Genomic DNA, 26,868 nt, shown 5'->3' with positions numbered 1-26,868 from the left:
AATTCAGGATTGATATTTCAATAAAGTGTGTTTATTGGGCAATTTTAGATTGCAGGCTACTTTAAATGTGCATAATAGAGAAAAAAATCAATGAAAAAGCATTTCATCTTCCTCTCTTACTTCTAAAATTGTTTTGAAAAGTGTTGTTTTGGGTAGTGAAATTATGCATAATTCTACTACTTTGCACATATAATAATAGTTTATATCTAAAAATAAAAATTCTTTAACGATAATTATTATAATATACTAGCAATTCTATTTTATATTTGCTATAGTTATTGATGAAGAGTTTGACTCACAATTTTTTTCAGGAGGTAAACTAATATGACAAACGCAAATGATCGTAGCCGTCGTTTTACAACAGCAGGTGGTGCTCCAGTAGTAAGCAACCACGACTCCATGTCAGCGGGTCCAAGAGGTCCTCTGTTACTTCAAGATGTATGGCTAGTTGAAAAATTAGCGAACTTCAACCGTGAAGTTATTCCAGAGCGTCGTATGCACGCAAAAGGTTCAGGTGCATTTGGTACCTTCACTGTAACGCATGATATTACTCAATATACAAAAGCAAAGATCTTCTCTGAGATTGGGAAGAAAACAGAAATGTTCGCGCGCTTCTCTACAGTTGCGGGTGAGCGTGGTGCAGCAGATGCTGAGCGAGATATTCGTGGCTTTGCCCTTAAATTTTATACAGAAGAAGGTAACTGGGATTTAGTTGGGAACAATACGCCTGTATTCTTCTTCCGTGATCCATTACACTTTACAGATTTAAATCACGTGGTAAAACGTGACCCACGTACAAATATGAAAAACTTAAACTCGAACTGGGATTTCTGGACATCACTACCAGAGGCACTTCACCAAGTCACAATAGTAATGTCTGACCGTGGTATTCCAGCTGGTTACCGAAATATGCATGGTTTTGGTTCTCACACGTATAGCTTTATCAATGCTGAAAATGAGCGTGTATGGGTAAAATTCCACTTCCGCACAGAGCAAGGCATTAAAAATTTAACAGGTGCTGAAGCAGAGGAAGTAGTCGGTAAAGACCGTGAATCTTCACAACGTGATTTATATGGTGCTATTGAGCAAGGTGATTTCCCTAAATGGAAAATGTACATTCAGGTAATGACTGAGGAACAAGCTCGCGAACTACCATATAACCCATTTGATTTAACAAAAGTATGGTATAAAAAAGATTTCCCATTAATTCCTGTAGGTGAATTCGAATTAAATAAAAACCCAGACAACTATTTTGCTGAGGTTGAGCAAGCTGCATTCGCTCCATCAAACATTGTTCCCGGTATTAGCTTCTCACCAGATAAAATGTTACAAGGACGAATCTTTGCTTATGCAGATGCACAACGCTACCGCCTAGGTGTAAATCATTATATGCTTCCAGTAAACGCCCCAAAATGTCCATTCCGTACTTTCCATCGTGATGGCGCTATGCGTTTTGACGGCAACCTTGGTTCAACTTTAGGCTATGAACCAAATAGCTACGGCGAATGGGAGCATAACTTAGACTATAAAGAGCCTGAATTACGCATTGATGGTAACGCAGGTATCCATGACTTCCGTGAAGATGATAACAACTACTTCGAGCAACCAGGGAAACTATTCCGCCTTATGACTGCAGAAGAACAACAACGCCTATTCGAAAATACAGCAAATGATATGGCACCTGTTGAAGAGTTCATCAAACGTCGCCACATTCTTCACTGCTATTTAGCTGATCCAGCATATGGTGAGGGTGTAGCAAAAGCAATGGGTCTTTCTTTAGAAGGTATGGATCTTTCTAATCCATACGTGAAACAACCATCTAACGTTTAATTCTTCCATCTATTATTGATATCCAAATCCAACTTTAACTCCATGTGAGCCACACTTCACATGGAGTTTTTTATTCAACGAAAAAGGTTTGTGCCTAAATAAACACAAACCTTCATTACATTATTATTGATAAATCTGACTGCCTGCTTTCTTAAATTCCTCTGCCTTTTCCTGCATCCCTTGATGAATTGCCTCTGTCGTATTTAAATCTTTTTCTTTTGCATAATTACGAATATCCTGCGAGATTCTCATACTACAGAACTTAGGCCCACACATTGAACAGAAGTGCGCAGTTTTTGCCCCCTCTGCTGGTAATGTTTCATCATGGTATTCAACTGCACGCTCTGGATCTAAAGACAGGTTGAATTGATCGCGCCAACGGAATTCAAAACGTGCCTTTGAAAGTGCATCATCTCGCTGCTGTGCTCCAGGATGTCCCTTCGCTAAATCAGCCGCGTGTGCAGCAATTTTATACGTAATCACCCCTACACGAACGTCCTCTCGATTTGGTAAGCCCAGATGCTCTTTTGGTGTCACGTAGCATAGCATTGCCGTACCAAACCAACCTATCATTGCCGCACCAATAGCAGATGTAATATGATCATAGCCAGGTGCAATATCTGTTGTCAGTGGTCCTAAAGTATAGAACGGAGCCTCCTTGCACACCTCTAATTGCTTGTCCATATTTTCTTTAATCAAATGCATTGGCACGTGGCCTGGCCCCTCCACCATCACCTGTACATCATGCTTCCAGGCAATCTGTGTTAATTCTCCTAACGTTTCAAGCTCTGCAAACTGTGCCTCGTCATTAGCATCTGCAATCGATCCAGGACGTAAGCCATCCCCTAACGAGAAGGCAACATCATATGTTTTCATGATTTCACAGATTTCTTCAAAATGTGTATATAAAAAGTTCTCTTGATGATGATATAAGCACCATTGCGCCATAATTGAACCTCCGCGTGACACAATGCCTGTCACACGATTTGCTGTTAGTGGCACATAACGCAACAGTACGCCTGCATGAATCGTAAAGTAATCGACGCCTTGCTCTGCCTGCTCGATTAACGTATCACGATACACCTCCCATGTTAAATCCTCAGCTACACCGTTTACCTTTTCAAGTGCTTGGTAAATTGGCACTGTTCCAACTGGCACCGCAGCATTACGGATAATCCATTCACGCGTCGTATGAATGTGCTTACCAGTCGATAAATCCATTATATTATCAGCACCCCAGCGTGTTGCCCAAGTCATTTTCTCCACCTCTTCTGCAATAGAAGATGATACTGCTGAATTCCCAATATTAGCATTAATTTTCACATGGAAGCTACGTCCTATAATCATTGGCTCAGCTTCAGGATGATTAATATTAGAAGGCATAATCGCTCGCCCCGCTGCAATTTCAGCGCGAACAAATTCTGGTTCCATATTTTCACGAATCGCTACAAACTCCATTTCCGGTGTTATAATTCCCTTTCGTGCATAATGAAGCTGTGTGATATTTCTCCCCTTTTTCGCACGTATAGGTTTCCTAGATAGCTCAGGAAAAACGTTTTCTTGAATACGTGGATCATCAGCATTGCGGAAGCCATTATCCTCTGGTTTAATAGTTCGCCCTACATACTCCTCAACATCCCCTCGCTCTCTAATCCATTTACTTCGCAACGCTGGTAAGCCCCTCGTAATATCTACCTTATAGGCAGGGTTAGTATATGGACCGCTCGTATCATATACACGAACTGGAGCATTTTTCTCTTCTCCAAAGCTTCCTGTCGTTGGACTTAATGCAATTTCACGCATCGGTACCAAAATATCTGGTCTCGAACCCTCTACATAAACCTTTTTACTCCCCTCAAAGCTCGACATAATCGTAATGTTCTTTTCGCTAACTGTTGTCATGACCTACTTCTCTCCCTTATAGAAAATTCATACAAGGACCGAATCTAGCTCACCCCAACAAAAATAAAAACCGAATCCAAAAAATTTTGGATCCGGCTATGATTGTAAAAGGTATAATTATCGCATTATAAAGAGCACGCAATAATTTCTTAACTTTCCCACGCTGGTATGAGCCAGATCAGGTCCAAAGGGTCAAGAAACCTCTATGCGTTTCCCTCTCAGCCTGACTCATCAGACTCCCCTAGTCAATGCTATTAAGTTTGATGCTAGTGTAACAGATATTGCTAAGAGATGGAAGCTTCATTACTATTTTTTCCTTCAGAGTTTATATTTTTGCTTCATAAACTCTAAACGCTTTACCTGCTCCGTTAATTCATGAATCGTACTACTTAGCTGGCTCAATGTTGATTCTTGTAACTTTGATGCATCCGCTACTTCCTTTGTTTCTAACATAACAGCTTTAGATGCCTCATTCGTTTGCTCTAATGCCGTTAAGACAACGTTCGTGTTTTTAGACATTGTGTTTGTAACCTCAAAAACATTTTGTACATCTACCTCCACTACTTTTACTGCTTCAAACAAATGATCTAACTCATCACTAATGGCCATTACCAAATGGGCTCCCTCTTTAACTTCAACAGTACTATGGTCCATTTCTTTTAAAACCATTTCTGTCACGATTTTAAATTCATATATATGCTGACGAATATCTTCTGCTGACAGCTTTGTCATCTCTGCCAGCTTTTTCACCTCTTCTGCGACAATTGCAAAGCCTTTGCCATGCTCACCTGCTCTTGCTGCCTCAATCGCCGCATTTAAAGCCAATAAATTTGTTTGATCCGCAATACTTTGAATAACACCTATCATTTTTTCAATTGTACTATATCTTTCACCAAGAACATTCACATTTTTTGCCGTATGCGTTACCAAATCTGCCACGCCATTCATGCGGGCTGTAATCATTGCCGCTTCAGATTGACTGTGCTTCATAAGATTGGCTGTATTGGAGGAGCTTTTCATAACAGAAGAAACAGAGTCTGAAATCTGCATAATTCCTGCCGTCATTTCTTCAATTGTTTTAAAGGAGTGTGTCGCTAAGTCTCTTTGTCGATCCACACTCTCCTCTATTCCCCCTGCACTTTCAATCAGCTTGTTGCTTGAGTGCTGCACATTATCCCCTACCTCCTGTAAACTATCAGTGGCCTTAGATATATCTGTGCCAATCCCCGAAAGATTAAATATTATTTGATACATGGATTGCATCATCTCTTTAAATTTGCTACTAAAATCTGAAATATCATCATTCGATTCAAAGCTTATTTCATCCAATATTTGTTGAGCTTCTGCCATATTCCCATCTGTAAAAGCTATTGTTGCTCGTTTCATGATAAATATTGGCTTCAATGATTTTCGCATATACAAATACAATGTAGTCATCATAACGACACTCAATAAAATGACTATGCCTAAAAGTATAGGCAAGTACTTCGTTACAGCAGATTTTTGAATGCCGTAAATAATGGAGCTCTCAATATCTAATCCAACATATGCAACAATTTCACCATTTTCTGCTCTGACAGGAGCATAAGCAGAAATAAAATCTCCCCATCCCTCTACAGAAACAAACTCACTAAAGCCATCCTCATTATTAGAAATTGTTTTTACAACACTTTCATACGGTATATCCTCTATAATATCTCCAATTTGATAGGTTTCCTTACTATTTAAATCTCCTGCATCCACCAGCACCATCGATTGTTTACCATCAGGTGTTCCCTTGAATACATAAATATACGTTACATAATTGGTTTTCAGTATTGTCGTAAGCTCCTTCTGTAAATCAAGATACAGTGAACGGTTCTCTGGATTTTTAACTAGCTGCCCATACCTCTCTGAATCAAGCTGGTTCACGACATTTCTTGCTAGAATCATACTATTCTCTTTTAACGTCAACTCCACTATATTTTTTGTACTTTTATAGACAATAAGACCTAGAGCAACACTAAAAACAATCATAATAGCTACTAATAAGATGATAAATTTTTTCCATAACTCCATACCTTTACGCAAAGCTATGAACACCCCTTTGAATATTATTATTTAGTACCTATTTACCCTATGTATATATTTAAAATTACAATAAATTACAAAAACACTTTTATTTTCTAGTATTTTTCTTCATTTTACTTTTGGAGCATAAAAAAAAGCAATAAGCCATAAGCCTATTCCTTTTTTTACGTCATATGTTATGAAAGAAATAATAATTCTGCTAGATAAATAACGATTGTTACTGTAATACAGCTCACTATTGTTGAAAATAAAACAGTTTGTGCGGCTGTTGCTGATTCGATATCATATTCTAATGCTAAACTAGAACTATTTCGGGATGTTGGAAAAGCGCTAGCAATAAATAATGATTGTGCCACTACCCCATCTAGACCGAGTATATAAATAATGAATAAAGCAACTGCTGGTCCCAAAATTAGTCGTGTAAAACAGCTAATAATGACTGTTTTATTAAACATGGATTTTATTTCAAGCTGTGATAATTGGGCTCCTAACGTGATTAATGCCACAGCAATAAAACCGTCTGCAACATGATCTATTGGAATTTTAATAAACTGTGGCACTGCAAGATTAAAATAGTTCATTGCCACCCCTATAATAAGGGCATGAATGATAGGCATCTTAAGAAAATCCTTTACAATGGATATACCTGATTTTGTTGAGGAAATTAAGTTGTATAAGCCATATGTATAGGTAGTCATATTTTGGAATATCACCAGAATAACCTGTATCGCTACGCCGATTGGTTGTGTCACAAATATCATTTGTGCAACAGGAATTCCATAGTTTCCTGAATTAATAAGGACAACACTATTTTTAAATACTGCAGCCTCTGTTTTAACTAAACCAAGTCCTTTCGCTAAAAAATGGCTTAGCACCATTTGACTGCCGATAAAAAGTACAATAAATATCGCAACTTCTCCAAGCACAGAGAGCTCCACGCTTGTTTCATATAAATTAACAAAAACAGCGGCTGGCATGAAGCAATAGGTAATAAGCTGAGAGAGCGCTTTTAGATTGAAGCAAAATTTCTTTTGCAATATCGCGCCAAGCACAAGAAGCACTAAAATAGGAGCAACAATCTGGAAGAAAATCATACCGAGATACATCATAGCATTTGTCCTCCTCTCCTTTCTTATAGTAGTGCTGTTTTTCCGCTAGGTCAATCTGTCCCAAAGAGAGAATAGAACTAGCCTTCTCCAATAAAAAAGAACTGCCTTAGGTGACCTTCAATACCTCTTAGACAGTTCTTCATTATTAAGCTAGCTTAAATCGATTAACAACCTCTTGTAATTCCTTTGAAATCTCATTCATATTATTGATGGATTCCCCCACCTTTTGTAGCTCTGCTTGTTGGTCGATAGCAGAGGCACTTACCTGTTCTGCAGATGCAGCTGTCTCCTCTGAAATAGCAGAAATACTTTGGATTGCCATAATTGCTTGATTTTTATGCTCCAACATATCCGATAGCTTAGCCATTAGCTCATTTATCGAGGAGGCGATAGAGTTTGATAGCTCACTGTTGTCTTTAAATGCTACCTCTGTGCTTTGTACAGACTCATTTTGTGACTGCATAAGCTCTGCATTTGAAGCAATAACAGCAACCGTTTGCTTGGAATTTGCAAGTATACTATCCACTGTTTGCTTAATTATATCTGTTTCGTTTTTTGATTGCTCTGCTAGCTTTCGCACTTCCTCTGCAACAACTGCAAAGCCTTTGCCATGCTCGCCAGCACGTGCCGCTTCTATACTTGCATTTAAGGCTAATAAATTCGTTTGCTCCGTAATGCCTTGAATAGATGCGATTATTTGGTTAATATTGGCGATATTAGATGCCAGAGACTCCATTTGCTGCTGAATACGACCATTCATGGCATTTGTCTCCGCATTACGGTCACGTAAGATTTCAACCTCTTGCATGCCTTTATCAGTAGTGACTTTTGTTTTATTTGACAGCTCATCCATTTCATTCGATAAAGCTGTAATAGCATCAATTTGATCGGATAAATCAATCATTCGATAGTTTGTCTCCTCAGTATCCTCAGATTGCTTAGATGCACCTTGAGCAATTTCATTAATTGCTACAGAAACCTCCTGACTTGAAGCCACTATTTCATTAAATGTCTCATGAACATGATTGGATGATTGATTCAGTAGTGTTGTAGAATTTAGCACTGTTTTTATGGCACTATTCGTTTGATCTAGCATATTATTATAAGCCAATGCAACAGCCCCAATCTCATCAGCTTTAATATATTTCTCATCCACTTTTTGTGTTAAATCACCATCAGCCGCCATTTCAATAGATGCACGTAAAAACTTTAATGGCTTCAATTGTCTATAAATGAATAGGGCACTAGCAGCAGACATTAAAACCACTATAATAATAGAAGCAACAATTGTAAAAATAAACACCTGATTATAAGTCTCTAGAATTTTTGATTTAGGTAGTACCATTTGGACAGTCCATGTTTCACCAATTCCCTCTAATACCATTGGTGAAAAGACATTGAATGAATTTTCTTTCAATTCATCAGAGTCCATGTACATGCTTTTTACTTCGCCACTATCCATCGTTTGTTTAATGCTTGTCCAATCCATATGATCCTGCATATTCAATCCATCTAATGTAGCACCAAGGCTATTCGCTGTTAAAATTCCTTTATTTGTAATAATCGCAGCATAACCACCATCTGGCTTGACCGACTCTGTCAATCCATTAAGATAATCGATGGATAAATCTGCCGTTAATATGCCGAAAAATGACCCTGAAGCATTTACTAATGGGACAGAAATAGTTGTCATTAGGACTGTCTTTCCATTGACATTATAATCATAGGGCTCTGTTAGAACTGATCGTCCCTCGTCCTTTGGTACCCAATACCATTCGGACACACTTTTATCATCTATGCCTTCAATAGCAGCAGCAGTAATACCACCACCATCCTTACTTAAATAAGGTATAAAGCGATTTTTTGAATCAATTAATGCCGCATATGTAGCTGAATCTATTTTCATAGTATTCTGTTCTAATAAAGTCGCAAGAGCTATCGGTTTTACATTTGCAATATCTTTCTCTAAAATAACCCCTACCCCAAGCAAATCATCATTATTCACTAAATTGGTTTCCATGATATCCAAAATAGCTTGCGCAGAAACCTCACCTTTTTTCTCCATAGTTTCAACAATACGCTTTGTTGTTAGTAAAGTAGTATTTGCTTTCTTAAAGCGCTCACTCATTTTTGCCGCAGAAAATTCAGCAGTTTCAAGCGTTGCACTTTCTGCATCATCAACACTTTGATTTTTCAAAATAATGCCTGTTATTATCGTATAAGCAAAAAATAATAGTAAAAATATTCCTATTATTAGAGAAGATAGCTTCAAAGCAATACTTCTAGATTTTTTCATGACAACACCCCTCTTTTATACATAATAATAATGGATGGAACATTGTATCACAACAATAGATTTAGCGAATTAAGTAGAATTTTACATATTTATAGAGAAATATTAGGATTTTATCACAGAAAACAAGAAAGCTAAAAAAAGGACTATTGGTTTATTTATTTAATCAAACCTAGTAAAACATGCCCTTTGGATACTAAATTATTGAAATATATGATATATTAGCTACTAAATACGATGATTGGAGTGACCAAAATGAAAAATAAAGCGTTATCAACTTTTATGGCAACGGCTCTTACAGCAACCTTAGTATTGCCAGTGGCACCTGTAAACGCAGCTTCTAGTGATTCATCTGTAAACCAGTCAATTCAAATTGGTGAACGATTGGCTGCTACAAAAACGAAGGTTCCAGCAGGAGATGCAGTTACTATTACTAATATTACAAAGGATAAGGTGCGTACTTCTAACGGACAATATAATATTAGTGATTCTCTTAAATCACTCTTTAAAACTGCAAATAGCACGGCATTAACAAATGCGCAAGCTACAATTGTCGTTAAAAAGGGTGAAATTACTAGCGTCACATCACTAACATTGAAAAAAGCTGGCACTAACAAAAAGACGGTGTATTTCGATGGCGGAGACGCGAAGATTGAAGGAAGCCTAACTGTCGATGCAGATTATGTGAAAGTTGAAAATGTAGCTATCGAGGATGAGCTCATTGTTTCAAGTCGTGTAAAAAAATCATTCTCACTCGATAAAGTAACAATTGGGGATGGAATTACCTTTAAACCTCTTACGGCAAGAAAAATTAATTGGCTCAATGTTTCTTTAAATGATGTTAAATCGGCAACGCTTAACGTAGAACGTACAAAGGTGGATGTATCCTCTAACCAAACAATTTCAACTATCAATGTCGTTGATAAAGTGGCTGCATTTGAGGTTTCATCGAATGTGGACAAACTAATCGTTGATGTTGAAAATGATTTTAGCCTTTATGGGGAAGGCAAAATTGAGCAAATAACTGTTAGTGGCGGAGCAAAGGTAGCACTAAATTCAGGGCATATTGTAAATAAAGTACAGGTAGATGATAGCAAAGCTTCTGTAACACTACCTTTAGCAAATAAAACTGAATTAAATAAAATACTAGCTTCCCTTCCATACGTATCGGTTTCTGCTTATGGAAGTGACGTTTTAACAACTGAGAGATGGACAACTCAGGCAGATCGCAACACATTTGATGTAGCTGTTACAAATGCTAGAGCAGTAGCTAATAATACGAATGCTTCACAGGAGCAAGTGAACAATGCCATTACACAATATAAAACTGCATTAGCAAACTATCAAGCTGTGCAGAAAAACGGAACGAAGTATGGGTATGGGTATGGAAATGGTGATAAGACAACCCTACAATCAATTATTGATTCCATTAAGTCTCAATACGTTACAATTTCTTATAATAATGGCTATGATTTAGTGTCTAGTATACCTTGGACAACTCAAGCAGAGAAAAATGCAATAGAGTCAGCAGTTACATCAGCACAATCAGTGGTAAATAATTATTACTCTAGTCAAAATGATGTGACGAATGCTATAAATAATTTAAATTATGCAATTCAAATTTATAAGAGTAATTATAAATATGGAGTAAATGGGTATAATGGGTATAATGGGTATGTTGATAAAACTAGACTAAATGACCTAATCTCTTCTGCTAGGAATTATTATTATACAGATTACTCCCTTAAGAGCTCGACAGTTAATAGCAATTTTTATTCAGCTATTGAAGAAGCTCAGTATGTTGTCAATAATACTAATTCGACACCATACGATGTGACGAAAGCTATTGAAAAATTAGATTTGGCTATTTGGAGTTATCGAAATAATTATTAAATAAGTGAATCTAATAACACATTTTCCCGAATAAAGGAAAATGTGTTATTGAAAAGCTGAAACAAAACTAGCAAAATCTTAAAAAGCGCGAGAAATCAATTTAAAACATTGATTTCTCGCACTTTTCTGATGTGAAACTTTTTAATTTTAATCTAAATTTTACTTATACCCCATCCTCTTTCAACTTCAATTCAACACATCCACCTGCGTAACCGTACTGCCCTTTCGCCAACTTCTATACCATCCTTCAATTTCCACACTTGGCTCTACTGCTAATTGCTCTTGCAGCATTTTTTTAAGTTGCCCATACTGCTCTTCTACGGCAGCGGCATTATTGAGCAGATCATATAGCTTCATTAAGGAAAAATAGCTCTCCTCTTCATCTGGAGAGATTATTTGGATTCTCTCCTGTACTCTCACAGCAGCAGAATATTGTTGGCTTCTTATATAAAATTCACTTAATTGCTGTGCGTGGCGCAACCACAATCGTCTGAGCCGTTCTCTTTCTCCTTCAGACCAAAGATAATCGCTATCCCCTAAATAATCTCCTGTATAGGCCTGAGACACCCGTTCATGTTTATCTGCTGTATCTTCTTGTAAAGGGGGTAAAGATTTTAATTGATCCAACCATTGTTCTACATCAATTACTACATTTTCCACTATTAATTTATAACCCGAATTTAACAATGGACTTGAGATTTGAATGCCCTCTAACCCATAATTTTTTAATGTTTGACGGATAGTATAAATAGCTGTATAAAGCTGCTTGGATGCTTTTTCTATATCTGATTCTGGCCAAAATAACCCTAATATGGTATCACGATAAATGATTTCATTGCGATTGCTAAGCATATAGGCGAATAGCTCTTTCGCTTTCGATGTCCGCCATTTCATTAATTGCACCTTACCCTCAGATGTTATGACTTTAATCCCCCCCAGCAGCTTAATCATTTTATGCTTCGCTGCCATTTGATGATTATTTTCGATTACCCGCTGAAGCCGTTCCAATGTTTTTTGTAAGCGCGCCTCTTGCACAGGTTTTAATAGATAATCTATTGCATGCAAATTAAAAGCATCTATCGCATATTTGTCATAACCAGTAATAAAGACAATCTCAACATTCGGCAAAAGCTCTTGAAGCTTTTCTCCTAATGCAAGTCCATCCATATCTGGCATGACAATATCTAGAAATACAACATTAGGTTGCAGCGCTTGTATTTGGGCAATGACATTTAGGGATTCGGTATATTCTCCAACTATGTCAATTTCCGGGACTTTACTCTTTTCAAGTAAGGTTTTCAGTCTCATTAATGGTAAATGTTCATCATCTACTAATACTATTCTCATGACATCCCCTCCTTAAAAACTAGTCATAGTATTAATATCGTTATGTTTATGAAAGAATTGATAAAAAAGCCATTACTTTTGAAGGAGTTTTAAACATTTTGTTGAAATTAATTCTTTATGATAAAGAAGAAAGTACTCTCAAAAAATTTCACGATTTTTCTAATTGCTGGTATATTCTTTTGCTTACTTACATTACTTCGTTTTGCTTGGTTTGATTTAACAAATGTTCCTGAGGGGGTCTCTGCTAAACAAGGAACAGTTGATTTAAGAGCTGTTGATACAAGCTATGATTTTAAAATTAAACTACAAGGAGAATGGGCGTTATATCCAGACACTTTACTCGCATCAGAAAAATCATCTGTACATGATGAAAAAAAAGTTTATTCCAACCAACCTGAGTCATGGAATAAATACTTTAAAGAGCTTAGCAATAGACAATATGGTTCTTATCGCTTAACAATTCTAAAACAACATAATGCACCTCAAATGTATGGTATGACAATACCTGAAGGATTAGCACCTTACGAACTGTATGTAAATGGGCAACTAATTGGTGGACTGGGAAATCTGAAATCCGACAATGAACGAACTGCCCCGATTAGTAGACCGATTACCTATTATTTTACCCTAGACTCGAATGAAAGTGAGATTATTATACAGGGCGTTCAAACGAATCATTATTCACAGGGTGGATTTACAAAAGAAGTTATTTTTGGCGATTTGTACTCGATGGAAAAATCAAAGTTCTTTTCTATAGGTACTCAAATAGCTGTATGTCTAGTTTTTTTATTTTATCTTCTCTTTGTTGTTTTACTTGTAGGAATTGGAATTCGAAGTAAATCACTCATATACTTTGCCATGATGATTATTTTCACGTGTATAACTGTACTCGTTTCAAGTAACAAAATTATTTATATTTACCTACCCATTAACTGGATTTGGGCAAGTAAACTATTTTACTTTTCTTATATTATTAATATGTTATTTTTCGTGTTATTTCTACGCGAATTAGTGAAGGAATATTTAAAACCACCAAAAATATTAAATGTTGTTCCAATGCTATGTGTAGCTTATTTAGTATTTATCATTCTATCTCCAATCGAGTATATCTTTAAAACCAAAATTATTTTCACAACAGTTTTTATTGTGTCTCCTATTATTATAACTGTTTTCATATTATATATAGTAATTAAAGGACAAAAAGGAATTGTGTTTTTATTATTAACTGGTACCGCAGTTGCTGGTAATTCACTATTTTTTTCAACAAGGCAGAATACTACATTACCTTACAGTCATTATCCCTTTGATCTCTTGATTGCTATCACAGCATTATCAGCATATTGGTTTACACGTTACTTCCAATCAACACTGCAAACCGAAGAGCTTTCTGTTAAGCTCCAAAAAGAAATCGATACAAAGGATGATTTTCTGGCAAATACTTCACATGAGCTTCGGAATCCGCTTCATAGCATGATGAGTATTGCCCAAACACTATTGGCGAAGCAAAATTCGGATCTTCCCGAAAAAAATAATGATGATATAAAGCTACTGCTAACAATCGGCAATCATATGACCTACGTGTTGGATGATTTACTCGATTTAGTGCAATTAAAAGAGAAAACACTCCGTCTTCATCCAAAGGCCATCAATGTGCATAATCTAGCAAGTGGCGTAAGTAATATATTCCTTTTCATGCTAAAAGGAAGGCCTATAGAGCTTATTATTAAAATACCAAAAGATTTACCGCCTGTCTTAGCGGACGAAACTCGTCTTATTCAAATTTTCACTAATTTAATTCACAACGCTATTAAATTTACAGAAAAAGGAACTATTACTATAGATGCTGAATGGATCGGTAAAAAAGTGTATATTTCCGTTACAGATACGGGAATCGGTATTGAGAAAGACATACAGGAAAGAATATTTGAACCATATGAGCAAGCAGATTCAAGTATGACATCTATTGGTGGTGGACTTGGACTAGGCTTAAGTATTTGCCATGAGCTAGTTGCCCTTCATGGAGGAAAAATATCATTGGCGTCCACTGTTGGCAAAGGCTCTACCTTTACTTTTTCATTACCAATAACGAATGAACAAGCAGACAATAATACGAAAATAAACATTGACAACGATGCTTCACTTTCTAAATATGTCTCATTACTAAATAGTCTCTCAAAATTTGAAGACGAAATAGCTGCGGTTACTGAAAAAGAAACGCTAGTAACTAGTCATTCGAGAATTTTAATTGTTGATGATGATGCCGTAAACCTACAAGTTCTTGCCAATGCGCTTTCTACGGAGGCTTATGATATTGAAACTGCATTAAGCGGGTCCGAAGCGCTGGAAATGCTACAAAATAATAGCTTTGATTTGCTCATTTCCGATATTATGATGCCACATATGTCTGGCTATGAATTGGCGAAGAAAATTCGTGAACAATTCTCCATTTCTGAATTACCAATCTTGTTCCTAACAGCACGTCAGCAAAGAGTGGATATACAGCTCGCCTTTTTAAGTGGCGCAAATGACTATGTTAAAAAACCAATGGAATATGTGGAGCTTAAGTCAAGGGTCCATGCACTTGTTCGCGTAAAGCAGTCAAGTGAGGAACGCCTAAGAATCGAGGCAGCTTGGCTACAGGCACAAATTCAGCCCCACTTTTTCTTTAATACACTGAGCTCGATTATTTCCTTGCATGGCGTGGATAATGAGCAAATGGAGAAGCTATTATTAGCATTTAGTGACTATTTACAAATGAGCTTCGATTTCCAAAATGTCGATTTGACCGTACCGATCGACTATGAATTAAAGCTTGTGCGCTCCTATCTAGCCATTGAGCAAATTCGCTTTGGGGATAGAATTCAAGTTCACTGGGATATCCCAGTGAATATGGAGCTGTCCGTTCCTCCACTATCCATTCAAACGCTCGTGGAAAACGCCATCCAGCATGGCATTTTACCAAAACGCGAAGGTGGAAACGTGACCATTCGCATTACTGAGGCAGAGCACTATTTTACTATAGCCATTTCTGATGATGGCGTTGGCTTTGATAATACCGCACCGCAAAAGAAAACAAGCGTTGGTCTAGTCAATACCCAACAACGTCTAAAACAATTATTTAATGCAGAACTAACTATAAAAAGTGTAGTTGGACAAGGCACTACCATTTCATTCCCAATTCCTAAAAAATAAGGATAGAGCAAAGTCTGCTCTATCCTTCGGTTTGAAGGGCTATCCTTCAGTTTAGTGGTTCTATCCGTCACTTTTAAGGCGCTATCCACCAGTTCGACCATTCTATCCGTTTTACGTTATATAAGTAATATTGCTGCTGTATAGACCTTAAAATCATCTAAATGATTCTCTATGATTGCTTGAAGTATATTTAATTCAATTGTTTGATAATCATGTACAGCAATATTCCGAAACCCAACCATATTCATTAATGTTTTTGCTAATGTATGATTTATAATATTATTGTCCTCGAGCAACTTGAATGCTTCTCGACTTGTTTTAGGCAAACCAAGCTTTAAATCACTAACTATATGCATGGCCAAATCAATACTAGCCTCACATGCTCGTTGAATATTTAAAATAATACTATCCTGCTTGGTAAAATCCATTAAATTTTCAGGATTATCGTTATATACTTCCCTGACTCGATTCATACATCGTTCGATTGTTGCAACCTTATTTAAAACAACATCATTATTCACCATAGACACTACCTCTTTCTTCAATTGCCTTTAGAATTTCCGCACGTTGTTCATTTAACGTCACATACATTGATAATGCCTTCATTCGTTCTTTAACAAAGGTGTTTTCGTCTTTGCAATCAATGACAATACCACTTGAGAAAATTTGTGCTGCAAACACTGTATCAACTGTTAGAATATCAACTAAATCAACATCTACATTACAAGACTGCGCAATCTCTCCTGCTAATAGAAAGCGTTCATATGCCGAAAGCTGGCTTTCTGCAAAATACGCAATATCTAAATCACTATCTTCCCGTGCCGAACCTTGCGCATACGAACCAAAAACAATAACAAAGGCCGGATTAACAGCTAATGCTAGCTTTTCCACAACTACTTTTTGCCAGTTTTGTTGCAGATCAAACACCTCCATTCGTTAGAATCATTATAACAAACTCTCCCCTTTGTTTGAGTATGTATTGTTACGCCATTAATGGGCCGCGCATAAACACATGAGGTTCATCATCGAAAACGGCTATTAAAATGACTTTTCCGCCCATTCCATTGCTTCATGATATAAAAGATCAATGGTTGTCAGATCAATATATACTTGTGGAGCTAATTCCTCCAAGCTTGACCAATCAAATTTCCCCAAGGCAATACTGAATTCAAGATATGGCGTCATCTCAGTTTGATGACCAAAAATTGTGTCCGTTATGTCTTCTGAAAATGGTAGCTGTTGTAAAATTACGTTGATTGGTCTTTGTAGTAAAGTATCTATTAATGAAAACATGCCTACCAAGAAGTATTCAGAGAAGTTATGCTTATTCGAGTGTTTAGCCAATTTTTCACAAACCTTTGCACGGAATAATGATGTCCGCATTACCTCTTTAAAAAGATCTGAATCAGTATTTATATCAATTTCCCGCATGGCTAATAAGTAAATCCACTTACGTAAATTGGATATCCCAAGCAGTACTATCGCTTGTTTTATAGAGCGCACTTTGGATTTAGAACGTCTAGAAGCATTATCAATCATTTGCAATAATTTATACGTTAATGAAAGATCACGCTCAATATTATCGGCAAGTAACTGTATATTAGGTTCCTCTTCCTTTAATAGAGTAATAATGTAGAAATATTGAAGGGTATTCGCTGGTATATCTGTAGCTTTAATTATTTGGGGTTGTTCAAAAAAATAGCCTTGGAATAACTTATAGCCTGAGTGTTTAGCAACTTCAAATTGATTACGTGTCTCCACTTTTTCTGCAAGCAGCTGAATGTGAGGGAAATTCTCCTTCACTTTATTTTCAATTTCCATTCTCTTGAGTAGTGGTGACGATAAAAAATCAACTTTTATATAATCAATATGGGCGAAAAGTTCATCATAAACTTGAACATGCTCATCCAATATAAAATCATCTAATGCTATTTTAAATCCATATGATTTCAGCTCAATTACTCTCTCTACTAATTGTGGTGTAAGCGGAACATCCTCTAATATCTCAATAACAACCTCTGATGGATTTAAATATTCATTTATCGAGCCCATAAGCAAGTTTTCAGTAAAGTTCACAAAACAAGGCTTACCTTTTGTTACCTCTTCAATACCAATTGAAAGAAATGAATTTACTAGTACGTCAATAGTTGCCGCATCTGAATCAACCATCGGAAAAGAATTTCCATTTTTACTACGATATAATAATTCATATGCAACGACCTGTTCTTGAAGATTAAAAATTGGTTGTCTACCGATAAATACTTCCACTTTAATCCTCCATTTTTGTGTAATTAATGTATAATTGTTACATTTTTCATCTGGTAACACCTCTATATTAACATTTCATTCTATACAGTTTCTAAACAAACCCAACGAATTCAACAAAGACGTTGGACTATCATTTAGTTTTAAGAATCTATCCTTCAGTTGAATCATTCTATCCGCCATTTTGCAAATTCTATCCGTCCATATTTAAAATATTTCTATTAGTTCTTCTGCGTTTTAAGTACATAAGACACGAAGTCAATTAAAAACGTACAGCCTATTGACCTATTCGCTCAAAATATACATAAAAAAATCCTAAACTATGATAAAATTGGTTTAACATCATAACTTAGGATGGAAAATTTGTCTAACTATCCAAGACCCAATTATTCACTTAGGACTAATCAACTAACAAAATTTTCCAATAGGAGGTTTTCTTATATTATGACAAACAAAAAAAGACTAGCATTGCTCGCCCTAGTTGCAGTCCCTTCACTTCTTTATACGACACCTGTTACAACAGCTGCTGCAACCGATTTCTCTAATCAGCCAAATGTAGCCTACATATACAATGTTGCAAATTATAACTCGAATGTCGCAAATGTTATTCAGCTTATTTCAAATATCAATAACACAACTGCTTCCTTCCAAACATCGTTAGAATCTGCTCTTAAAGCCTATAACGCCTTAAATGAAAACGAAAAACAATATGTAACCAATTATGCTACTCTTTCTTATCATCAACAAACGAGAATTGCGTATCGTAAGCTTGCTGCTCAAATTGAAGAAAAATTAGCTTCTGTTGAATCGACTTCTGTAAACTATTATCAAAATGTCTTAGAAACAAGAGATTGGTATAATACTTTGAATGCTGCACAAAAAACCTATGTAAGTGCACAAACTCAAAAAATATTGACATCCTCTATCTTGCCGAATACCTCTACAGATAAAGTGGTCAATAAAATTAAATTATTAAACTCGTCTCGCACGAACTTTCATAAGGATGTCGCTGATGCCCGAGCTGAGCTGAATGCTTTACGAAAATATTCGAACATCTCATTACCTTCTGGGATTGAACAGCTTTTACTAGATGCTGAGCAACTTGTTGTCAAAGATAAAACTGTAGCAAAGGAAGTAGAAAATGCCATTAAAGCTTTATCACCTAAAACTTCCACTGCTCAGGATGTTCAAGCAGTGAAAACAGCATTTGAAGCCTTGACACCTGTACAACAGCAGCTCGTTCCAAATGTTTGGACATTAGTAGACTATGTAAACGGCAAATATTCATTATCAAAGAATGGGAACGGGACAAAAACGCCGACTTTATCAGATACAGCCGCTGAACCGGGTAAAACTACAGAGATGACTAAAAGCAAAAATACCTATAAAGCTAAAATAAATGTGGCAGACTCTGAAATTGATACAGAACGCTACGTACTAACAACTAAAGCCAATATGACGGTCATCATTCCACCACTAGAAACTCTTCTAAATGAGGATAGTGGCGTGATGGATATTCAAGTTACACGAAATTTGAATCGTATCAATTTCCAAGCAACATTAAATAAAAAACCTGTTAAATATGAAGCTGATATGGAAATTATTATTGAAAATATACCTTCCAACTCCTACATTGTCCGTATCGATGAATTCGGGGAGAGAATGCCAGCAGACTATACAATTGATGGCAATCGAATTTATATTCAAACAACTACATCTGGTACATTCCAAATTGTAAGAAATTAATTGATGTTTATGCTCGAATTTAAAGCACGCTAGGCAGTATTCTCCTAGCGTGTTTCTTGTCATTGAAAAACTATTATGTCAATAAAGTTTTTAATGGAATAATTTTTGTTGTTACTACCACAGATGTCTTGTAACAGGCAAATACCCATAGATTCTATTAGCATAAATAGTCTTCTATCTATCATAAATACTAGTCAATCGTGCATATATTCCCATCAATTTAGCAATCCCCCCTTCAAAATTAAAATTTTCTTATGTATTCGACAAAACAAAAGCACACTAGGCATTTTCCACCTAGTATGCTTATTCTAATGATCTTATTTTGCTGCGGCTTGAATCTCAAAGAAAGCCCAATGTTCTTTTGGTATATCCTTGAAGATTTGTTCTGTTTCCTCAGTCAATATTGGACGATTAAAGATTCGATTCAGTACCTTTACTGCCTGAGCGCGTGTTAGTTTCTCTTCAGGTCTAAATTGTCCATTGCCTGAGCCAAACATTATTCCCATTGCGCTTATGCGATCGATTTCTTTTGCCGCCCAATGCGTAGAAGCCACATCACTATATGTTTCGCCACTTGCTGTCACTTCACAATATGGGGTATCTGTAGATTCTTCTACACATTGCTTATCAATCCACCTCACAGCAATAACCGCCATTTGAGCTCTAGTAATCATATCATTCGGACCAAATGAATGATCATGACGTCCTTGCATGATTCCCTGCGTTCGAATATACTCAATGTCATTTTTTGCCCAAGAAGTAGCTGTATCCGCATAAAATAAACTAGATGCCTCTGGTACATCATTGTCACTAAGGTTTCTTGCCAACATCGCTGCTATTTGCGCACGTGTGACATTCGCATTCGGACGGAAAGTGCCATCTGTGTAGCCTTGAATATAGGAGGCAAATGTTCTGTCTACCTCTATAGGTTCCTTTTCTGGTTGCTCTTCTTCCTGTCCTTGTTCTACATATAGTAAAGAAAAAGTAGAAAAGTGTTGTACATCAAAGGCAATACCTGTTTGCCCTTTCGTAAATTCTACAAAACGCCCACGTATTAATTCATGTGTTCCATTACTGTGCTCTACGTAAACCATTATATTTTCCCGTTGAGCTGAAGTTATGTTCGCTGGTAATGGTAGCAGCAATGTCACCTGACGATTTTGTAGATTTGTGTCAATAGATATTGGCTGACCAACGAGCTTTACATTAGCGCCATTACTCTGTTGTAAGACTTTTTCTGCTTGTTTAGCCCGATCCTCGATAGATTTCTGCCGTAGTGCATCCTTAATCGGTACAATTCGGAAATAAATATCTTCATCGAAATCATTCATTGAAGCAAAAGGAACATCAATTTTGACCATTCCCATACCTATACCAAAATGTGATTTGCCCTCTATTAATCGTTTGGCAGCCTCTCTAGCTAGTATCACCTTTGTCTCACTTGCTGGTTGTTCCATATCGGGTATCACAAGTCGAGATCTTTTTTCTTCCTTATTCGCTAATTTTCGGAGAAACTCGTTTGCATTTGCAACCGTAAAGTTTACTGTATCCTGGAAACTACCGTTACTAAATACACGTGTTAACATTGTTTGTAGGAGCACCTCGTCTGGCATACTCGGATCTACAATATTCACCTTTAATTGATTACTTGGTGCAACAGGGTCAGGTGTTGAAGTAGGATTCGGAGTTGACGATCCTCCATCTTCCGGTACAAAATTTTTAGACCATAAAGCATATAATATCAAATTTTCTTTCCCCATTTGAATCGTTTGCCCAACTTTATAGGTAACACCTTTTCCATCAGCCTTCGTATTCCATCCTACAAATGTATAGCCTGCTTTCATCAAATTACCTATATTGCCCAGTACTGTGATTGTCTCCTGAGTTTTATACTGCTTCGAATCTGTTGGCGCCTTACCCCCACCTGCTCCGTTACCGTCATACGTAACTGTGTATGTTGGCAGTACGCTAGTCGTAAAATTCCAGGAAGTATTATCAGTAATACCTTTATAAGCATTGCCCGCTAAATCAGTAAATGCTCCTGCATCAATTTGAATGCTGTAAGCGGTGTTAAGGGCCAAATCCACTGGAGGATTTATTGTCACAGTTTCATTAGTAATAGAAACATTTGCTTGTGTAACACCAATTGTTTCGACAATTTGGTTATCCGTAGCATTTCGAATGATAATGTTTTTACTAGTTACAGGCAAGATTTTTTCATTAAATGTTAACACGAGATTATCTGTAGGCTGAACATCAATTGACTGATCCGCTGGGAAATAGGTTGTTATTTCAGGAGCCTTTTTATCAAACATCACAATTGCTCCTGATGTAACCTTCGTTACCTGTAAGCCGTCATTCCCTGCTAAATCTTGATAATCAATTGTAAAGCTAATTGGTCCCTCTGTGTCTCCGGGCTTCAGCGTATAGCTTGCTTGCCATGTTTTAGCATCTCCATCACCTTTATCGCTTACATTTGCTGTTTGTCCTAGGATCTTTACATTTGGTGATTGAATATCCTCACTGGTCTCAAAGTCGATTGTGATAACATCGTTTACCTTAGCAACTGCTGGATTAGCATTATTTGAAGCCATTGTCACCTTCTTTACAGTTGGCTTTATACCATCGACTATGACATAGCTTCCGTCAGTTACGTCCGTTACCTCTGTTGCTGAATTGCCCTGTAAATCTTTAAAGTTAATGGTAAAAGGTGCTGTTCCCTCTAAATCACCATTCGCTATAACATATGTTGCCTGCCAGTTTGTGGCGGCTCCCGTTACAGTTGCAGTTTTCCCCGCAATGGTAATTGTCGGTATTTGGATATTCTTATCTGTTTTCATTGTTAATGTGATCGTATCTCCTACCTTAGCCTTTGTAGGATCCAGATTATTCGATTTGATCTTCACCTCTACAGCTTTTGGCAGAGCTTTATCAATCACAAATGTAATGGTTGTCGTATTACCTGCACTATCTGTTACTACCAAAGTATAATTTCCGGATGTACTGACAGTGGCTCCACTTGTGAAAACAGCTCCATTCAAGGTAGCCGTTCCTTCATTAAAGCTGATTGTTACGTTGGTGTTGTAAAGACCGTTATTTGTAACTCCTGTTATGACTGGAGGTGTTGTATCTAGTACAATTGTATCTGAGAATGTATTTGATATATTGCCAGCAGTATCCCTTAGTTGCATATAAACTGTTTTACTACCATCGCCAATTAACAATGTCCAACTTTTCGTAGATACTTTTGACTCCCAACTGGACCAAGTAGTACCATCATTCGAAAAGCGCATTTCTATCGCTTCCCCTTCTAAATCAGTTGCCGTCATTGTTAAGATCACATTAGTAGAACTTGTATATGCTGCCCCATTATTAATCATAATAGAGCCTGTTGGTGCATTATTTTTAGTAATCTGGATTGTAAACTCCTTATCAAACGTATTGCCAGCCTCATCTGTTACTCTTATCGTAATCTTATAACTATTTTTCGTATCATATGCAAACAGCATATTTGTCTTTAATACATTTCCATCAATCGTAAAGAAGCTCTTATCCCCAGACTGTAATGAATACTTGAATGTTTGCGAGCTTCCTGAATCTGTTGCTGTCAATGTCCCAACAGTTGTACCAATAGGCTTCATTTCTTGTACAGTAGTATTACTGAGGTCAATTTCGGTAGGGGGTGTACCATCATAGATTATTTGTAATTCATTTGATGCTTTATTTAATGCACCTCCACTATTTGCAACAACCTTTTCAGGAATTTTGATTTTCACAGCTCCATCTGCAATAGGTGATACTAGGGCTGTATATGTGGTGCCCATTCCTGACAGCGCTGTCACATTTCCATTTGTAACTTCTATATCCCCAACCGTAAAGCCTGTCACTGACCCACTGAAAACAATAGCTATAAAAATTGGAAGGCTATTTGTTGGACTAGGTTTATTTGTTGTAATTGTCACGGCTGGACGTGCATTGACGACTAGATTCATCGTATAGACCGTACTAAAATCAATACCATCGCTTACCTTAAATGTAAAAGATGAAGAAGAGCCATTTTCCGTAATATATTTTAAATTACCTGCATCTAAATTAGCCTTACTAATTGTCATACCATTTGTAATAGCTTCCCCACCATCAAATTGCTGATTATTGTTGTTATCAAGAAAGAGCTGTCCGCTATTTGGGATAGTAGAGATTTGAATCTGTTTCAAAGTATCTCCAGCATCTTCATCAGAAAAAGCGAAGGAAGTACTATTAAATGTATACACTTGACCCTCGTTTACATTTACGGTTCCATTACTGGATGTCGGTGGTTTATTTAAGGCAAGGGTTATTACCTGCTGCATCATATATGCACTCTTATTGCCATCGGTATCTTTGACAATGACATTAAAATAATAGGTAGTATTGGCAGCAAGACCTGTGACATTAAAGGAATTACTATCTTTGACATAGCTGCCTAATGGTGTACCATTCGATTCAATTGTACTAACCGTACCAATATTGTTACTACTAGATTGATAGACACGATATTCTAAATCCTCTTGAGTTGTTATATCATCAGATGCTTTAGCCCAGTCCAACTGTACTCCTGATGTTGTAATATTCGAGGCAGTAATAGTACCATTTGAAATTGTCGGGGGATTATTATTTGGGATATCAATCGTAAATTGAGTAAATGTTAAATCCCATAGTCCCGCCTGTACAGTAGGTATAAATTGTACACTCGCAGTAATGACAAATGAGTTGATACCCTCTATATTAATAGGAATTTCATAGATAGGTTCATGATTTGCAACTGTCTTAAAAATTACAGGATTTCCTTTTGGGTTTCCTGCTCCATCATACCCTTGAATTGTTAAGGACAATGCATCGTTTTCAAGATGTTTATTAATAGTATTAATTTTTATTGATTTTAAATCGAAGATCCCACCTGCAAAGCTTTCTCCAGCAGAAATTCTAATTGATTTTGGTGGTGAATATTCATCTGCATCAAAATAGTAACCAGCTGGAAATTGTGATCCATTGCTATACTTGAATATATTAATACCATCATCACCAGGAATACCACTCACTACAAAGCCATTATTTGTGTCATCTTTCCACGAAGCTTGTGTTAAATCCTGTATACACTTCGGGAAATCGGGAGAATCGCAAGCGGCTGCCTCTACTTTTAAAGGTGACACAAACCCTATTCCTGCCAATTGACTAAAAACGACTAACACCAAACACAGGGTTATTGTTAATATCTTTTTTCCCATTCTATATTCTCCTTCTTGGTTCCACACCCTTCATTTAATGAATCGTTAACCCTTAGGAGGCCAATCCCCATATAAACAAATAATAAAGTTTAGCCCTAAATATGGTTGCATATTATTATGTGGTTGACTTCCCCCAGCTACATCCATCGTCATTAGATTCATTTGTTTATTTACTTGTGACGTGTAGAGAGGAACAGAGCCTTTCCCTTGTTGATCGGTCCATATTGCTCCAGTTGGCTCATTATTTGATGGTTGAGTATTGTTACAAGTAGCAATATGATTATGACTAGGCATTTGAGTGGTTAATAATGTAACAGTAGCTGAACCCCCAGATTCTCCAACATTTCTTGGTGTTAATCCTACACCTGTTCCTTGATGAAGCGCTGCCCTACCATTTAAATTGGGTAAAGCAAACGTTGTTTTTCCATCTCCTCCATATCTGTTACCCAAAATAGCATATAATGCACTATTCGAGGCAATGTTTATTATCTGGCCATCGCACAAAGCCCAGTCTTTTGGCGCAAAATTACCGCCAAATATTCTAATTTCTCCAATATATGCTTCTGACACTTTGCCCACCTCCTTTTTTCTAATCTCTTGATGGAAAAATTCCGACTAAAGCTATGCAGTAATTAGCGACACTGTATGGTTGCATATTTTGATGTGGCTGTGAATTTCCTGATGTTGACAAAGCTTGCGTGTTCATATTAGTATTTGGTTGATTGACAGAATAAATATTATTAGTGGATGTACCCCATACGTTTCCAGAAGCCACTTTCAACGTAGCGCTTTCTGAACTACCATTAACAATATGTGTATGAGTCGGCATCTCATTAGTTGTTAATACATGTGCCTCTTCCCCTGCTTTTTGTCCACGTGTGATACTCTTACTTACATGAACTGGAACTCTTCCCCTTAAATCAGGTAATGCAAATGTCGAGGAGCCATTACCACCATACGTTGCTCCTAAAATTGAATACAGCGCTTGGTTTGTATTAATTTGCAATACTTGACCGTCGCATCGTGCCCAGCCACTTGGAACTGTCCCAAAGCCAAACAATCGAATTTCACCTACATATGGTTCACTCATTCTTCATACCTCCTATTCCGTTGGATAAATACCGTAAAGGGCAATAATGTAACTAATCGTTAAAAATGGCATTATATTGTCATGAGCAGCGTTTCCTCCAACACTTGAAACGATGGCGGCATTCATTGTGCCATTTGGTGGCTGTGTCGAATATTGTATATCTTTTGCCCAAACAGCATTTTCTGGACTAGGTGTTGTGCCATCAAGAGAAGAAGCTTTTACCTGATGTGTATGTGCAGGAAGCTGTGATGAGATTAATGTGACAGATTCCACTCCTCCCATTTGACCATTGACAAAGGTAGTGCCAGTCGTTGGATTCTGTCCTTGATGTACCACAACCCTGCCTTGAAAATTGGGTAATGCAAAGGTTGTTTGACCATCTCCCCCATACGTTGTGCCAATCAAAGAAAAAAGTATTTCATTTTCGGAAATAGATAGTAGTTGACCATTACAAAGGGCCCAGCCATCTGGCGCATAATCCCCAGCAAACAATCGAATTTCTCCGACAAATTGATCCATTCTTAAACCTCCTTCAAAAAACATTGCTTTACCTAACACATTACGGTTTCAAGGTTAAAAATAGGTTAAAAAAATAGATTTTTTCCAAAATAGATTAATTTACCTATCATCTAATTCAACATCTCAATACAATTTTGTTGCTTATAAGAATCATTTATTACTTCTAAATTTAGATGAAGATATTACGTCTATTAAAATTTAAAACTGGGCTATACCATAAGCAAAATTCATTTAATTCGATGTGTTCTTTATATAAAAAAACCATTATAAATAGGGAAATCTGTACCTTATTATAAGAATCGAAGGTTTAAATTGCAGGGGAACGTCTCTTACCATTTGCCTCCTTCA

The 26,868-nt window shown here is 36.8% G+C and carries 16 protein-coding genes and 1 riboswitch; of the genes, 4 read left to right on the top strand and 12 right to left on the bottom strand.

Translation table 11 applies throughout. The features are described from left to right. The first annotated feature begins 324 nt into the window (after window positions 1-324). Window positions 325-1,830 carry a catalase gene (locus B2R82_RS22645; RefSeq protein ID WP_286927214.1) on the top strand — a complete coding sequence of 502 codons (1,506 nt, stop codon included), beginning with the start codon at window positions 325-327 and terminating at the stop codon, window positions 1,828-1,830. A 123-nt stretch (window positions 1,831-1,953) separates the two neighbouring features. Here B2R82_RS22645 and thiC read toward each other — a convergent pair whose 3' ends face one another. The 4 genes from thiC to B2R82_RS22625 form a co-directional block, all read right to left on the bottom strand. Then, on the bottom strand, window positions 1,954-3,732 hold the full coding sequence (gene thiC / locus B2R82_RS22640; protein ID WP_286927213.1) for a phosphomethylpyrimidine synthase ThiC: 1,779 nt from the start codon (window positions 3,730-3,732) through the stop codon (window positions 1,954-1,956). Window positions 3,733-3,870: 138 nt separating this feature from the next. After that, a riboswitch (TPP riboswitch) is annotated at window positions 3,871-3,985 on the bottom strand. A 65-nt stretch (window positions 3,986-4,050) separates the two neighbouring features. After that, the gene (locus B2R82_RS22635) at window positions 4,051-5,802 is read right to left on the bottom strand and encodes a methyl-accepting chemotaxis protein (RefSeq protein WP_286927212.1); all 1,752 of its coding nucleotides are present in this window, start codon (window positions 5,800-5,802) and stop codon (window positions 4,051-4,053) included. 176 nt (window positions 5,803-5,978) lie between these two features. After that, entirely contained in the window at window positions 5,979-6,911 is a 933-nt protein-coding gene (locus B2R82_RS22630) for an AEC family transporter (RefSeq protein ID WP_286927211.1), read from the bottom strand. Between the two features lie 145 nt (window positions 6,912-7,056). Continuing rightward, a complete protein-coding gene (locus B2R82_RS22625; RefSeq protein ID WP_286927210.1) occupies window positions 7,057-9,207 on the bottom strand; it encodes a methyl-accepting chemotaxis protein in 2,151 nt (716 codons plus the stop codon). A 252-nt stretch (window positions 9,208-9,459) separates the two neighbouring features. Here B2R82_RS22625 and B2R82_RS22620 point away from each other — a divergent pair, with 252 nt between their 5' ends. Next, window positions 9,460-11,097, top strand: a complete 1,638-nt coding sequence (locus B2R82_RS22620; RefSeq protein ID WP_286927209.1) for an S-layer protein — start codon at window positions 9,460-9,462, stop codon at window positions 11,095-11,097. Between the two features lie 186 nt (window positions 11,098-11,283). Here B2R82_RS22620 and B2R82_RS22615 read toward each other — a convergent pair whose 3' ends face one another. After that, window positions 11,284-12,444 (bottom strand): response regulator, encoded by a 1,161-nt coding sequence (locus tag B2R82_RS22615; RefSeq protein WP_286927208.1) that lies wholly within the window; start codon window positions 12,442-12,444, stop codon window positions 11,284-11,286. 117 nt (window positions 12,445-12,561) lie between these two features. Between B2R82_RS22615 and B2R82_RS22610 the strand changes: the two genes are divergently transcribed. Then, window positions 12,562-15,636, top strand: a complete 3,075-nt coding sequence (locus tag B2R82_RS22610) for a hybrid sensor histidine kinase/response regulator (protein WP_286927207.1) — start codon at window positions 12,562-12,564, stop codon at window positions 15,634-15,636. Between the two features lie 116 nt (window positions 15,637-15,752). Here the strand turns inward: B2R82_RS22610 and hepT are convergent, their stop codons facing one another. The 3 genes from hepT to B2R82_RS22595 form a co-directional block, all read right to left on the bottom strand. Next, window positions 15,753-16,157, bottom strand: a complete 405-nt coding sequence (gene hepT / locus B2R82_RS22605) for a type VII toxin-antitoxin system HepT family RNase toxin (protein ID WP_286927231.1) — start codon at window positions 16,155-16,157, stop codon at window positions 15,753-15,755. Next, window positions 16,150-16,569 (bottom strand): type VII toxin-antitoxin system MntA family adenylyltransferase antitoxin, encoded by a 420-nt coding sequence (gene mntA, locus B2R82_RS22600; protein WP_286927206.1) that lies wholly within the window; start codon window positions 16,567-16,569, stop codon window positions 16,150-16,152. The genes hepT and mntA overlap by 8 nt, the downstream gene beginning before the upstream one ends. 105 nt (window positions 16,570-16,674) lie before the next feature. Then, the gene (locus B2R82_RS22595; RefSeq protein ID WP_286927205.1) at window positions 16,675-17,904 is read right to left on the bottom strand and encodes an EAL and HDOD domain-containing protein; all 1,230 of its coding nucleotides are present in this window, start codon (window positions 17,902-17,904) and stop codon (window positions 16,675-16,677) included. 441 nt (window positions 17,905-18,345) lie between these two features. On the opposite strand from B2R82_RS22595, the gene B2R82_RS22590 reads away from it, so the two are divergent. After that, window positions 18,346-19,647: a hypothetical protein gene (locus tag B2R82_RS22590; RefSeq protein WP_286927204.1), complete on the top strand. Its 1,302-nt coding sequence runs from the start codon at window positions 18,346-18,348 to the stop codon at window positions 19,645-19,647. 317 nt (window positions 19,648-19,964) lie between these two features. Here B2R82_RS22590 and B2R82_RS22585 read toward each other — a convergent pair whose 3' ends face one another. Genes B2R82_RS22585 through B2R82_RS22570 form a run of 4 tightly spaced genes read right to left on the bottom strand, consistent with a single transcriptional unit; the run spans window position 19,965 to window position 26,520 of the window. Beyond that, the gene (locus B2R82_RS22585; protein WP_286927203.1) at window positions 19,965-24,911 is read right to left on the bottom strand and encodes an S-layer homology domain-containing protein; all 4,947 of its coding nucleotides are present in this window, start codon (window positions 24,909-24,911) and stop codon (window positions 19,965-19,967) included. A gap of 45 nt (window positions 24,912-24,956) precedes the next feature. Next, a complete protein-coding gene (locus tag B2R82_RS22580; RefSeq protein ID WP_286927202.1) occupies window positions 24,957-25,481 on the bottom strand; it encodes a phage tail protein in 525 nt (174 codons plus the stop codon). A gap of 19 nt (window positions 25,482-25,500) precedes the next feature. Next, the gene (locus tag B2R82_RS22575; RefSeq protein WP_286927201.1) at window positions 25,501-26,001 is read right to left on the bottom strand and encodes a phage tail protein; all 501 of its coding nucleotides are present in this window, start codon (window positions 25,999-26,001) and stop codon (window positions 25,501-25,503) included. Between the two features lie 12 nt (window positions 26,002-26,013). Then, window positions 26,014-26,520: a phage tail protein gene (locus tag B2R82_RS22570; protein ID WP_286927200.1), complete on the bottom strand. Its 507-nt coding sequence runs from the start codon at window positions 26,518-26,520 to the stop codon at window positions 26,014-26,016. Window positions 26,521-26,868: the final 348 nt, after the last annotated feature.

The organism is Lysinibacillus sp. UBA6686 (genome assembly GCF_002455205.1).
Lineage (GTDB): Bacteria > Bacillota > Bacilli > Bacillales_A > Planococcaceae > Lysinibacillus > Lysinibacillus pakistanensis.
This window is presented reverse-complemented; position numbering and strand designations above follow the sequence as displayed.